The organism is Streptomyces clavuligerus (assembly GCF_005519465.1).
GTDB classification, from domain to species: domain Bacteria; phylum Actinomycetota; class Actinomycetes; order Streptomycetales; family Streptomycetaceae; genus Streptomyces; species Streptomyces clavuligerus.
On the sequence record NZ_CP027859.1, the window covers coordinates 1,158,771 to 1,172,328 of the forward strand.

9 protein-coding genes are annotated in these 13,558 nt (G+C 70.5%); 3 read left to right on the plus strand and 6 right to left on the minus strand.

The window, feature by feature from the left end; genetic code table 11:
* Nucleotides 1–271 precede the first annotated feature (271 nt).
* Nucleotides 272–2,854, minus strand: a complete 2,583-nt coding sequence (locus tag CRV15_RS33290; protein WP_009999446.1) for an ATP-binding protein — start codon at nt 2,852–2,854, stop codon at nt 272–274.
* Nucleotides 2,855–3,259: 405 nt separating this feature from the next.
* Here CRV15_RS33290 and CRV15_RS33295 point away from each other — a divergent pair, with 405 nt between their 5' ends.
* Nucleotides 3,260–4,924, plus strand: coding sequence for a GAF domain-containing sensor histidine kinase (locus CRV15_RS33295; protein WP_106428597.1), 1,665 nt, complete (start codon nt 3,260–3,262; stop codon nt 4,922–4,924).
* Between the two features lie 103 nt (nt 4,925–5,027).
* Nucleotides 5,028–5,399 (plus strand): response regulator, encoded by a 372-nt coding sequence (locus CRV15_RS33300; protein WP_009999448.1) that lies wholly within the window; start codon nt 5,028–5,030, stop codon nt 5,397–5,399.
* Here CRV15_RS33300 and CRV15_RS33305 read toward each other — a convergent pair.
* Nucleotides 5,377–6,030 carry a response regulator gene (locus tag CRV15_RS33305; RefSeq protein WP_003953022.1) on the minus strand — a complete coding sequence of 218 codons (654 nt, stop codon included), beginning with the start codon at nt 6,028–6,030 and terminating at the stop codon, nt 5,377–5,379. The two genes, CRV15_RS33300 and CRV15_RS33305, sit on opposite strands and share 23 nt — an antisense overlap.
* Before the next feature lie 228 nt (nt 6,031–6,258).
* Here CRV15_RS33305 and CRV15_RS33310 point away from each other — a divergent pair, with 228 nt between their 5' ends.
* Nucleotides 6,259–7,005 carry an SDR family NAD(P)-dependent oxidoreductase gene (locus CRV15_RS33310; RefSeq protein WP_003953023.1) on the plus strand — a complete coding sequence of 249 codons (747 nt, stop codon included), beginning with the start codon at nt 6,259–6,261 and terminating at the stop codon, nt 7,003–7,005.
* Nucleotides 7,006–7,272: 267 nt separating this feature from the next.
* Here CRV15_RS33310 and CRV15_RS33315 read toward each other — a convergent pair whose 3' ends face one another.
* The 4 genes from CRV15_RS33315 to CRV15_RS33330 form a co-directional block, all read right to left on the minus strand.
* Nucleotides 7,273–9,129, minus strand: a complete 1,857-nt coding sequence (locus CRV15_RS33315; RefSeq protein ID WP_003963445.1) for a transglycosylase family protein — start codon at nt 9,127–9,129, stop codon at nt 7,273–7,275.
* Between the two features lie 149 nt (nt 9,130–9,278).
* Nucleotides 9,279–11,309 carry an FG-GAP-like repeat-containing protein gene (locus CRV15_RS33320; protein ID WP_009999452.1) on the minus strand — a complete coding sequence of 677 codons (2,031 nt, stop codon included), beginning with the start codon at nt 11,307–11,309 and terminating at the stop codon, nt 9,279–9,281.
* A 346-nt stretch (nt 11,310–11,655) separates the two neighbouring features.
* Complete coding sequence (locus tag CRV15_RS33325; protein ID WP_003953028.1) at nt 11,656–12,258, minus strand: hypothetical protein; 603 nt, start codon at nt 12,256–12,258, stop codon at nt 11,656–11,658.
* A gap of 178 nt (nt 12,259–12,436) precedes the next feature.
* A complete protein-coding gene (locus tag CRV15_RS33330) occupies nt 12,437–13,033 on the minus strand; it encodes a hypothetical protein (RefSeq protein WP_009999453.1) in 597 nt (198 codons plus the stop codon).
* Between the last annotated feature and the right edge of the window lie 525 nt (nt 13,034–13,558).

Below are 13,558 nucleotides of genomic sequence, written 5' to 3' on the forward strand. Positions count from 1 at the left end.
GCCGGGACGGGTCCCGGGACGCGCGTGGGGAGGTGCGTCGGGACGCGGCTCGGGGTGGGTGCCGGACCGCGGGTACGTATCCGCTGCGTACGTGTCCAATGGGGGCTCCTCGGTGGGCCGTGGGGGGCGGCGACCGGCCACGGCCGCCGCCCGCCCAGTGTCGGCACCGCCCCTTGCACCCGGCTGCGCGTCCGGCTGCCCCGGGGGATCAAGCCCGGCGTCGGGGAGCGCGCAAGCGCCGCCCGCCGCCGAGGACCCCGGGGCCCGGGACTCAGACCGTGGCCAGCGCCCCGAGCGCGGAGGAACGGGACACGGGCCGACGGGTGTTCTCCAGGTCGTCCCAGACGGCCTCCCGGACCAGCGGATGCACGAACCTCAGCCGCCCGGGGTCGTCGGGGTCTTCCTCCAGCAGACCGCCGCGGACCGCCGTACGGACGTTCTCCAGCGGGATTCCCTCATGGCGCAGCACGGTCTCGATCACACGCCGTTCGCAACTGCGCTCCACGACCGCGCAGATGTCGAGCACCCGGCGCACGGCGGGCGGCACGCTCGACAGCCGTTGCAGCACGACCCCGGCCAGCTCGTCCGGGATCTCCGTCTCCCAGGCGGCGGCGAGCCCCTGCCGGAGCGAGCGGAGGAGCTGGACGAGGAAGTACGGGTTCCCGGCGGAGCGCTCGTGCAGGGCCCGTACGAGGAGGGTGTCCGGGGCCTTGCCCAGCATCCCTCCGGCGAGTTCCCCGGTGGCCCGTGCGTCCAGGGCGTTCAGCAGGACCCGGCGCGCGCCGGTCGACTGGAGGATCACGGCGGCGGCCCGTCGCAGCTCGGCGTCGTGCGCGAGCCGGAAGGTGCGCGTGGTGACCACGAGCAGCAGGGGGACGGTGCGCAGTTGCTCCACCAGGAGGCGCAGCAGGGCGAGCGAGGGGGCGTCGGCCCGCTCCATGTCCTCCAGCATGATCACCACGGGTTCGCGGACCGTGCGCAGAAGCGCCTGGCACACGGCGTCGTGCAGGGTGAAACGAGCCTCTCTGGAGCGCGGGGGCGCGAGAGCGGGCGCGAGCGTGAGGGTGTGCGCCGGGGTGCTGTCCCCGTCGCCCGCACCGTCCCCGTTGCCGCTGTTCTCCTCGCCCCCGTCGGGGGAGTGCGGCCCCTGTGGCTCCGGGCCCACCTCGGGAAGCAGTTCCGCGAGTGCGCGCCGCAGCCAACCGGGGAATCCGTGCATACGTTCCGGCCACATCGCGTACAGATGCCGCAGCACGGTCGTCCACGGCCAGTAGTCGGGCCGGTCCTCACTCTCCGAACAGGACGCCCAGACGGTGCGCACACTGTCCGGAACCGAGCGCTCCAACTCGGAGAGGAGCCGGGTCTTGCCGCTGCCCGCCTCGCCGACGACGAACGCCACCCGCCCCGAGGTGTGGAACGCGGACGTCGCGGACTCCAGCAGACCGCGCAGCTCGTCGCCGCGCCCGACGAACGGCGGCAGCGTGGGGAACACCTGCCCGGTGCGCATCCCCTGCGCGCCCCCGTGGACCGGCTCGCCCCGGAGGGTCTGCGGCCGGTGGAGCGCCACGGACCCGAAAGCGGACCCGGGCCCGGAGACATGGCCGGAAACGGGCGCGGCTACGGACGCGGCAACGGACGCCGAGCCAGAAACGGAGCCGGGAAAGAAGGTGGGAACCGACGCAGGAGCGGAGCCGGAGCCGGAGCCGGAGCCGGAAACGGACGCGGAAACGGAGCCGGAGGCGGACGCGGGGGCCGCCCCCGCGCCCGCCGCCACCGTCATCGCCCCCGGGACCCGCGCCCGCCCCGCCACCGGCCGCGTCAACGGCCTCGACCGCTGTGCCGGGACCGACACCGTCACGGCCCCCCGCCCGACCCCCGCCGACGGCGGCGCGGACGCCGGGACGACGCGGTCCAGACCGTTGTCCTGACGCAGGATCGCCGCGTGCAGCGCCGCCAGCTCCTTGCCCGGATCGGTCCCCAGCTCCTCGGCCAGGGCCCGCCGCGTCGCCTCGTACGTCCTGAGCGCGTCCGCCTGGCACCCCAGCCGGTACTGCGCCTGCATGAGCTGCCCGATCAGCCGCTCCCGCAGCGGATTGCGCTGCACCTCCGGCTTGAGCTGGTCCATCACCTCCTCGTCCCGCCCCAGCCGCAGACAGCAGTGCGCCCATGTCTCCACGGCGCCCAGCCGGAGCTGCTCCAGCCGATTGGCCTCCTGGACGGCGAAGTCGTACGCGCTCAGCTCCTCGTACGGTGTCCCGCCCCAGCTCAGCAGGGCCTGGCAGAGCACGGCCCGCGCCTCCTGGTGCTGCTCCTCGCGCGAGAGCCGGCGCCCTGTCCTGATGGCCTGCTCAAAACGGTTCGCGTCGATGTGCTCGGTGCCGAGCGCGAGGGTGTAGCCCGGCGGCTGGTGCAGCAGTTCGGGTGTCGAACCGTCCGGGAGCACACACTCGGCCAGGAGTTTCCGCAGCCGGGACACATAGGACTGGAGCGTCGCGGTGACCGCGCCCGGTGGTGAGTTGCCCCAGATACGGAAGACGATCGAGTCGACCGGCACCACACTGCCCGCGTTGATGAGCAGCAGGGCGAAAACGGCCCGCTGACGCGGAGGGCCCAGCTCCAGTTTCCGGCCGTCGGCGCGTACGCCCAGACAGCCCAGGACGGTGATGGACGGTGACGGACCCGGCAGGCCGGGGACGTCGTGACGAACCTCATCGCTGCACTCGTACACTGCGTATCCGATCTTCTCTGCGTGGCTGACGGCGCCGACGGCGCTGATGACAGAGCGCGGTGGGGACGTTGCCGCGCGGGTCCGGACACCGGGCGAACTCTTCTCGGATGCGAAGACGTCCGACACGGCAGCTCCTTCGCCGGTTCGCGGATCTCTCCCCCGTGGAGAACCCGCAGCGTCGTCGCGGCCCACTCGGGGAAGCGGACCGACTCTCCGCGACGCACTTCCCAGAAGTACTGGGAACGATCGGCTTCCGCATCGCCGCCAGCGGCCAACATCCCTTCCCACCAACCCGAACCGCTGATTCCAGCTAGCTGCAAACTCCCGAGGTCAGGGCGGATTCCGCCGCGGCGCAGTGCCCCGCGCCGGACGGAGGAAGACGGTCCCGCCGTTCCGGGGGCTGATTCCGGACGCGTGTTCCCGACTCCGGCGGGCCACGTTGACGGGCGTTCACGGCGGACGTCATGCTGATGTGCCGTGATACCCGGTATGCGGGCGTCATCGGGCGGGTAGGGGGGCCTGGCAGCGGTCGTGTCGTGCGAACAGATCGTCGAGGAGCGGGCGGCACTCCGACGGGTGGCGACCCTGGTGGCCAGGGCCACCCCACCGGAACAGATGTTCGCGACGGTCGCCGCCGAAGTCGGAGAACTGCTCGGCAACGATGTGACCGGAATCATCAGGCTCGATCCGGACGGCATGGCGAGCGCCGTCGGCGGCTGGTCCAGAAGTCTGCACGGCCCGCTCTTCCCCATCGGCACCCGGGTGGACCCCGACGGCCGGAACGTGGTGACGCTGGTGTCCGAGACGGGGCGGCCGGCCCGGATCGACGACGCCGCCGAGTCGTCCGGGGCACCCGCCGACTTCGCCAGGGCGCGCGGCTTCGGTTCGGTCGTCGGCGTGCCGATCAACGTCGAGGGACGGCTGTGGGGCGTGATGATGGCGATCTCGCTGACCGCGGAACCGCTGCCGCCCGACACCGAGGACCGGCTGGCCGGTTTCACCGACCTCGTGGCCACCGCCATCGCGAACACCCAGGCACGTGTGGAGCTGCGGGGGGCCGCCGAGGAGCAGGCGGCGCTGCGGCGCGTGGCGACCCTGGTCGCGCGGGCGGCACCGCCGAAGGAGGTGTTCGCCGCGGTCGCCGCCGAGGCCGGACAGCTCCTCTCGGCCGACTTCGCGGTCCTCGGCCGTTACGAGCCCAACGGAACCGCCCTGTATGTCGCCGCCTGGACCAGGACCGGCCGTGATTTTCCCGCCGGTATCCAGGTACCGCCCGGCGGCCGGAATGTGCACACCCTGGTGTTCGAGTCGGGCTGCCCGGCGCGGATCGACGACTACGCGGCCGTGTCCTCGGGCCCGGCCTCCGTCGTCGGCAAGGAGTGGGGATTCCGCGCCACGGTGTGCATGCCGATCAACGTCGACGGACAACTGTGGGGCGCGCTCAGCGTGGCGTCGATGAACGACAAGCCGATGCCGTCGGACACCGAGGACCGGCTGGCCGGCTTCACCGAACTGGTGGCCACCGCCATCGCCAACGCGGAGACGCAGGCGGCCCTCACCGCGTCACGGGCCCGGATCGTCGCCGCCGCCGACACCGCCCGCCGCCGTATCGAACGCGACCTGCACGACGGCCCCCAACAGCGCCTGGTCTCCCTGGCGCTGCGGGTGCGCACCGTGCAACTGTCGGTGCCGCTCGACGCCGACGAGCTGATCCGGCAGCTCGACGAGGTGACCGACGGGCTGGCCGCCGCCGTCGACGAACTCCGGGAGGTCGCCCGGGGCATCCACCCGGCGGTACTCGCCGAGGGCGGACTCCGCCCGGCGCTCAAGGCCCTGGCCCGGCGCTCCGCCATCCCGGTCCGGCTCGACATCCAGACCGGGGAACGCCACCCCGAACCGGTCGAGACCGCCGCGTACTACGCCGTCTCCGAGGCCCTGACCAACGCCGCCAAGCACTCCGGTGCCACCGTCGTCGACGTCCATGTGGCCACCCGGGACGGACGGCTCCACGTCGGCATCCGCGACGACGGCCGCGGTGGCGCCGCCCCCTGCCGGGGCTCGGGCCTCGTCGGCCTCACCGACCGGGTGGAGGCACTCGGCGGCCAACTGCGGCTGCACAGCCCGCCCGGCGCGGGAACCACCATCCGCCTGACACTGCCCCTCACCCAGCAGGCACCGTCGGAGCACACCGACTAGATCCGGCCGCCGCACCCGGGACCGCCCCGGCGGTCGGCACCCGGCAGGGGGACTACCAGCTAGCGGCATGGCGGCCGGGGAGGCGCACTGCGATGCTGCTCCCATGGTGCGTTGCCTGATCGTCGACGACAGTCCGGTCTTCCTGGCCGCCGCCAGCGGGTTACTGCGGCATCAGGGCATCGTCGTCGTCTGTGTCGCGGCCAATGGCGCGGAGGCGCTGCGGGGGGCCGAGCGGGAGCGGCCGGACGTGGCGCTGGTGGACCTCGACCTCGGGGGCGAGAGCGGGCTGGATCTGGCCGAGCGGCTGTACCGCCGATCCGTCCCGACGATTCTGATGTCCACCCATGCCGAGCAGGACTACCGGGACCTGATCACCGCCAGTCCTGCCATCGGTTTCCTGCCCAAGATGTCGCTGTCGGGGTGTGTCATCGTCCGCCTGCTCGACGGCGCCGCTACTGGGCCTCCAGAAAGGTGATCACGGCGAGTACCCGCCGGTGGTCGTCCGCCGCCTCCGGCAGACCCAGCTTGGCCAGGAGGCTGCGGACGTGTTTCTCCACGGTGCCCTCGGTGATCCGCAGTCTGCGGGCGATCCCGGCGTTGGAACGGCCCTCGGCCATCAGTGCCAGCACCTCCCGCTCCCGTACGCTCAGCGCCTCCAGCGGGTCCTGACGGCGCCGCACCGACACCAGTTCCTGCACTAACGCCGGGTCGACCACCGAGCCGCCCCGGGCCACCCGCTCCAGGGTGTCGAGGAACTCCGCCACGTCGGCCACCCGGCTCTTCAGCAGGTATCCGATGCCCTGCCCGCTGGCCAGCAGTTCCATCGCGTGCTCCACCTCGGCGTGGGCCGAGAGCACCAGGATGCCGATCCCGGGCAGCTCCTGCCGGATCACCCGGGCCGCCGCCAGCCCCTCCGTGGTGTGCGTCGGCGGCATCCGGATGTCCACGATCACCAGGTCGGGCCGGTGCCGCCGCACCAGGGGCAGCAGCCCCGTCGCGTCCCCGGCCTGTCCCACCACCCTATGTCCGCACCGTTCAAGCAGGCTGGCCAACCCCTCGCGCAGCAGAACGTCGTCCTCGGCCAGTACTACCCTCACTCCTGCCATGACGACATTATCGACTACGCAACGGACTTGTTCGGCTACGGTTTGCGCGTCTCCTTGTCCTGGACACACATCTCCGTACGAAGACCTCATCCCGGTGCGGCGTCCGCCCCGTGGCTGCGTGATGACCATCTGTTCGAACCGTGATCGGTAGCATGCGGACTTGATCACTTCGGTCAACTCGCGTGTCACAGCGCGTACTTGGCGCACCATCGACGACAGGGGTGCAGTATGGAACGTTTCCGCGGCAGGACCGTCCTCATCACCGGCGGCACCAGCGGCATCGGTCTGGCGACCGGGCACCGCCTGGTCGCCGAGGGTGCTCAGGTCATCGTCACGGGCCGTACCGGTGAACGCGTCGACGCCGCCGTCGGGGAACTCGGCCCCCAGGCCGGAGGTGTTGTCGCGGACACCGGTGACCTCGGTGCCGTCGAGGCGCTGATGGAGACCGTCCGTGAGCGGCACGGCCGTCTGGACAGCCTCTTCGTGAACGCGGGCACGGGCACGATCGTCCCGTTCGAGGACATCACGGAGGTGGATTTCGACCATGCCGTGAACGTCAACCTCAAGGGCGTCTTCTTCACCGTCCAAAGAGCCCTGCCGCTGCTGACGAACGGCGGCTCGATCGTCATCAACGCGTCCTGGACGATCCACCGGGGCAACAGCGCCCTGACGCTCTACTCGGCGACCAAGGCCGCCGCGCACAATCTGGCCCGTACCCTGGCGGCGTCCCTGGCCCCCCGGGGCATCCGGGTGAACTCCGTCAGCCCCGGGTACATCGACACCCCGATGTACCCGGAGGCCGCTCTGACCCCGGCGGAGGCCGAGACCCTCACCGGCCGTGTCGTCGCGGGCCGCTTCGGCCGTCCGGAGGAGATCGCGGCGGCCGTCGCCTTCCTCGCCTCGTCCGACGCGTCCTACGTCAACGGCCAGGACCTGGTGGTCGACGGCGGTCTGATCGGCGCGATCCCCGGCTGACCCGGCCCCGGGCGAACGGCCGTGTGCCGGCTCCGGCTCCGCGTGCGGTAGAGTGATCATGTGCTCGCGACCGGGACAGCCGGTACGGGAGGCGCGCGTTGGTGGTCCAAGGAAAGACACCCCACTTCCCGTGGGGGGATGCAGGTGCAAGGCCTGCCCAGCGCTCCAGACGAAGGCCCTGATCTCCGGACGACGGAGATCAGGGCCTTCCTCGTGCCGCTCACACCCGCGGGGCCGGTCCGCCGGAGCGACCGGAGCCGCTGGCTGTCAGGCGAGGTCGCTGGCGTACCAGTTCCAGCTCAGGGCCCCGGCGCTGTCCCAGGACCTGACCGGCGCGTTGAAGCCCGTCCCGGTCCCGGCGAACTTCCACAGGCCGGTGCGGTTGCTGCCGTCGTCCTGGCGGCCGTAGTTGTAGAGGACGCCGATGTCGGCCTTGCCGTCGCCGTCGAAGTCCCCGGCGGTCAGCTTGCTCGCGTCGGCGTTCCAGCTTCCGTCGCCGGAGTCCCACTTCCTGGACGGGTTGGTGAAGTCCGTGCCCGTGCTGGTGAAGGTCCACAGCGCGGACTTGTTGCGTCCGTCGGCGGTCTGGCCGTTGTCGTAGAGGACACCGACGTCCGTCTTGCCGTCCCCGGAGAAGTCGGCGGCGACGACCTTGGAGCGGTCCCAGTTCCAGGAGCCGGTGCCGGTCGAGACGTTGTCCCACTTCTTGACCGGGTTGCCGAAGTCGGTGCCGGTGCTGGTGCTGGTGAGCGTCCACAGGGCGGTGACGTTGACGTTGTCGGCGTTCTGGCCGTTGTTGTAGAGGATGCCGACATCGGCGTTGCCGTCGCCGTTGAAGTCACCGGATACCGGCTTGGAGCGGTCCCAGTTCCAGGAGCCGGAGTTGGTGGAGACGTTGTCCCACTTCCTGACCGGCTGGGCGAAGGCGGTGCCGTTGCTGGTGAACGTCCACAGCGCGGTCTTGTTGGTGCCGTCGGAGGCTTGGCCGTTGTTGTACAGGACGCCGACGTCGTCCCGGCCGTCGCCGTTGTAGTCGCCCGTGGTGACCTTGGAGCGGTCCCAGGTCCAGGAGTCGGCCGAGGTGGTGCTGTACCACTTCTTGGACGGTTCGGCGAAGTCCGAGCCCGTGCTGAGGAAGGTCCACAGCGCCGCCGCCGGGGTGCCCATCTGCGAGGTGCCCTCGTCGTAGAGGACGCCGATGTCGTCCTTGCCGTCGCCGTTGAAGTCGCCCGTGGCGACCTTCGAACGATCCCAGCTCCAGGAGTTGACGGGCGCCGAGACGCTGTCCCACTTCTTGACCGGCGGGCCGAAGCCCGAGGCGGTGGAGGTGAACGTCCACAGCGCGGTCCGGTGGGTGCCGTCGGCGTTTCTGCCGTTGTCGTACAGGACGGCGACATCGTCCCGGTTGTCGCCGTTGAAGTCACCCGTGGTGCGGGAGGTGTTGGCGCGGTTGGCGGTGAGGAAAGAGACCGCGTCGGACATCGGTCCCGTCTGCCCGGAGTCGTTCACGGCCCGGACGGTGACCGTGTGCGCGCCGTCGCTGAGCGTCGTCGTGTCGAGCGATATGGAGTAGTGGGGGCCCGCGCCGGTGTCCGTGCCGACGGCGGCACCGTCGACATAGAAGGTCGCCTTGGTGGGCTTGCCGACGGGGTTGGTCACCTGCGCGCCGAGGGTGATGGTGCCCGTCGCGACGGTGCCCGATGCCAGGCCGGTGACCTTCGAGACCGGCGGTACGGGGTCGGGGTACGGGTCGGCGTTGTCCGCGCCCAGGTTCGCGGCGGGGCCGCAGTGCGGCCAGGCGCCCTGGCCCTGGACCGCCAGGACCTTCTCGGCGGTGAGGATCTGCTCCCTCTTGGTGGCGAGGTCGGCGCGGGGCGCGTAGTCCAGACCGCCGAAGCCCGCCCAGGTCGGCTGGGAGAACTGGAGGCCGCCGTAGTAGCCGTTGCCGGTGTTGATGGACCAGTTGCCGCCGGACTCGCACTGGGCGACCTTGTCCCAGGTCGCGACGGAGGCGGCTGCGGCGGGCGGGGCGGTGAGCAGACCGGTGGCCAGGCCGGCCGAGACGGCGAGGGCGGTGGCGACGGTGAGCGCGCGGGGGCTGCGGGAGGGTGCGGTGACTCTCATCGTGGTGACTCCAGGGGACAGCGGGGCGGGGGCGGGGCGGGACGCCCGGCCGGTGGACCGGAGCGGGTCCGGTCGGCCGGCCGGGCGTCTGCGCGGGGGCGCGTGGTGCGTGCGTGCGGGGGCTGTGCCGCGTGCGTGCCGGGGCGGTGTCAGCCGAGCTTGCTGGCGTACCAGTTCCAGCTCAGGGCCCCGGCGCTGTCCCAGGACTTGACCGGCGCGTTGAAGCCCGTCCCGTTGCTGGAGAACTTCCACACGGCGGTGCGGTTGGTGCCGTCGTCCTGGCGGCCGTAGCCGTAGAGGACGCCGATGTCGGTCCTGCCGTCGCCGTTGAAGTCCCCGGCGGTCAGCTTGCTGGTGTCCGAGTTCCAGCTGTCGTCGCCGGAGTCCCACTTCTTGGAGGGGTTGGTGAAGTCGGTGCCGGTGCTGGTGAGCGTCCACAGCGCGGACTTGTTCCGGCTGTCCTCGGTCTGGCCGTTGTTGTAGAGGATGCCGACGTCCGTCTTGCCGTCGCCGTTGAAGTCACCGGCGGTGAGCTTGGAGCGGTCCCAGGTCCACGAGCCGAAGTTCGTCGACGCGTTGTCCCACTTCTTGGACGGGTTGGTGAAGTCGCTGCCGGTGCTGGCGAAGGTCCACAGCGCGGTCGTGGAGGTGCCGTCGGCGGACCGGCCGTTGTCGTACAGGACACCCACGTCCGTCTTGCCGTCGCCGGTGAAGTCGCCGGAGGCCATCTTGGAGCGGTCCCAGTTCCAGGAGCCGGAGTTGGTCGAGACGTTGTCCCACTTCTTGGAGGGGTTGGTGAAGTCGCTGCCGGTGCTGGTGAGCGTCCACAGCGCGGTGACGTTGACGTTGTCGGCGTTCTGGCCGTTGTTGTAGAGGACGCCGACGTCGTCCTTGCCGTCGGCGTTGAAGTCGCCGGAGGTGAGCTTCGACCGGTTCCAGTTCCAGGAGCCGGAGTTGGTGGAGACGTTGTCCCACTTCTTGACCGGCGCGTTGAAGCCGGTCCCGTTGCTGGTGAAGGTCCACAGGGCGGTGACGTTGACGTTGTCGGCGTTCTGGCCGTTGTTGTAGAGGACGCCGACGTCGTCCTTCTCGTCCCCGTTGAAGTCACCTGTGGTGATCTTGGAGCGGTCCCAGTTCCAGGAGCCGAAGCCGGACGAGACGTTGTCCCAGACCTTCACGGGCTGGTTGAAACCGGTGCCGTTGCTCAGATACGTCCACAGACCGGTGCGGTAGCTGCTGTCGGCCTCCTGCCCGTAGTCGTACAGGACACCGATGTCGGCCTTGCCGTCCCCGTTGAAGTCCGCGTGGAAGGTAGAGGTGGCCTCGCCGTTGGAGGTGATGATCTGGGCCCGGGAGGCGCCCGTGTTCCCGTGGATGTCCGTCACCTCCGCCGAGACGGTGTGCTTGCCGTCGGGGAAGCGGCTGGTGTCGAGGGCGAAGGTGTACGGGGACCGGGTCAGCTTGCCGCTGACCGGCTCGCCGTCGACGTAGTACTGCACGGACGCCACGTCGTAGGTACCGGCCGTGACGGACGCGGTCAGGTTCGCGACACCGGAGACCGTCCCGGAGGCACCGCCGACCGAGACGCGCGGCGGTGTGGCCCGCTGGAGCTTGGGCGCGATGTAGCCGCTGATGCGCTGGCCCCAGGGGGAGTCGCCCACCCGGTAGGAGGTCGTCGAGTGGGTGGAGACCATGCCCTCGCGGTTGACCGAGTGGCTCTGGTTGCCGCCGGTGATGGTGACGACCCCGTTGCTGACGCCGGTCACGATGGCGACGTGCTGGGCCCAGCCGTTGGCGTAGCCGTACACGACGGCGTCACCGACGTCCGGGGTGCTGTCGAGGGTGCCGTACCGCTGTCCGTAGTGGTAGAAGCTGGACGCGGCGTCGGTCAGCATGCTCTGGCCCTGCACATTGAAGCGCGACCAGACCCAGCCCACGAAGTCGGCGCACCAGGCGTGGGCCTGGCCGCCGTGGCCGTCGCAGCTGTTGTTCTGGTTGAGGCCGTTGTCGTACCCGCCGCCCGCGCAGGGGCCGTTGCCGTTCTGGCTCTTGGCGAGGGCCGCCATGTCCGTGAACTCGTCCGCGTGGGCCGGGGCGGTGGTGAGGCCGGTGAGCGCGGCGGCGACGACGAGAGAGGCGAGGCCGGTTCTGAGGGAGCGGTGCAGGGCGGGACGGGACATGGAGGTACTCCTGGTGAGAGACATGGAGGTGCCCTGAGGAGAGGACGCCGAGGAGGTGCGGCAGGGCGTGGAGCCCAAGGCTGGTGCGCGGCGGCGGTCGCGGTGTTGTCCGCCGCCGCCCTCGTGCCATCAGCTTGCGTCCGCTCGATGGCCTGCGGGAAGGAGTACCGGGTGTCTCGAAGGTGCCTGACAGCTTCGTGCCAGGGAGCCGGCGGGCACAACGCGCCGCACCCCGGCGGCGCCCTGCGATGTCGTCCCGGGGAGGGACGGCAGGGCACCGCCGGGGTGCGGGCGGCGGAGCGGTGGTGGGTCGGTGGCGGACCGGGCGGGGCCGGTCCGTCCCGGGTCAGGACTGGAGGGGCGAGCCATTCAGCTCCCAGGTGACGGGGCCCTGGGTGTCGCCTTCGAGGTCGTAGACGACCGTCGCGTCGGTGGACCACCACAGGATGGTGTCCACCGGGTTGTCCACCGGGATGGCGTGGCAGTTCAGGGTGGTGGCGTGACCCCAGTGCGCGTTGAGGTTGGCGGTGAAGTCGCAGGTCCTGGAGGACCGCACGGTGTCCGCGCCGGTCTGGCCGGGACGGCTCTCCAGCCGGGTGGTGACCTTGAAGGAGGTGAAGCGCTTGCTCCGGTCGATGACCTGGTCCACCAGGATCATCCAGTTGATCCCGGTCCGGCCGGAGACCCAGGCCGGTCCCGTCGCCGGGGCGTGCAGCTGCCCGCAGTTCTCGATGTACACGTGCGTGTCGGGCTTGTCCCCGGGCAGGTCCAGATCGCGGCCGTTGGCGCCACTCGACGTGCTGCACTTCTCCGGGCCCGCCGCGGCCACGGCGGGCGTACCGGTGGTGGTCGCGGAGGCCGGGGCGGCGAACGCGGTCCCACTGGTCAGAAGGGCCAGCGTGGCGGCGGCCGTGGAGAGCTTGAGGGACGTGGTGCGGGAACGGCGCATGGAATCTCCTGAGAAATGTGGTGCGTTTGTCGGATGTTTTCCGGTGAGCGACCGGTATTCCGGAAGGACCCCACCGGCGGTGAGCCGGGCGGCCGGGGAGGTACGGGCGCTGTCGTGGGGTGTGCCGCGGTTTCCGTGGGGTGCGCCGCGCTTTCCGCGGCGTTCGGTCCGCCCCGGGTCAGACCTGCTGCGGCGAGCCTTCCAGCTCCCAGGTGATGGGCCCCTGGGTGTCGCCTTCGAGGTCGTAGACGATCGTCGCGTCGGTGGACCACCAGAGGATGGTGTCCACCGGGTTGTCCACCGGCAGGGCGTAGCAGTACAGGTTCATGCCGCTGAAGTCGGCGTTGAGGTTGGCGGTGAAGTCGCAGGTCCTGGAGGACTGCACGGTGTCCGTGCCGGTCTGGCTGGGGCGGCTCTCCAGCCGGGTGGTGACCTTGAAGGAGGTGAAGCGCTTGCTCCGGTCGGTGATCGGCTCCTCCATCGTGTCCCAGTCGATGGCAGTCCGGCCCGAGACCCAGGCCGGGGCCTGCGGCTGGTGCAACTGCACGCAGTTCTTGCCGGTTATCCATGTGGTGGGTCTGGTCCCGGGCAGGTCCACCTGCCGGCTGTTGACGCCGTCCGACTTGCACTGCTCCGGCCATGCCCTGGCAGGGGCGGGCGTAGCGGTGGCGGTGGTCGCGGAGGCCGGGGCCGCGAATGCGATTCCACTGGTCAGAAGGGCCAGCGTGGCGGCGGCCGTGGAGAGCTTGAGGGACGTGGTGCGGGAACGGCGCATGGAATCTCCTGAGAAATGTGGTGCGGTGTCCGATGTTTCTCTTCCGGTGAGCGACCGGATTCCCGGGACAGTCCCGTCCGCTCCTTCAGCGATCATGAGTAGACACTCAGGGCTGCCCCCGTATCAAGCGCGCGACCAGGGGATATACGTGATTGCCGGGTCTGTCGGGGCGGCCGTCCGATGGAGCGATCACTACGCGATAACGTGCCCGTAATCCGCATGAGTGGTCATTCGAGGGGATCGTTGCCACCCATTTGGGGTGCGTTCTCCCTTTCCCTCCTGGCCCATCCGGTCAAGGTTCAGAAAAGTACGCGGTATTTCTCGCCGGAAAGGTTTGGAAATCCTGGGCGCGCCGCGCCTGACCGCCGTGCCCGAGGATGGGGCCGGTGGTGCGGACGGGAAGGAGTGGCACCGCCGCTTTCCGGCCGGTTGAGGGCGGAGGTCCGATGTCTGTGCCCTGTGCCGCTTCCGATGCGAGCGGATCGGCTGCACCATGCGGGGTGGCACAGCAGGAACGTTCCTCAC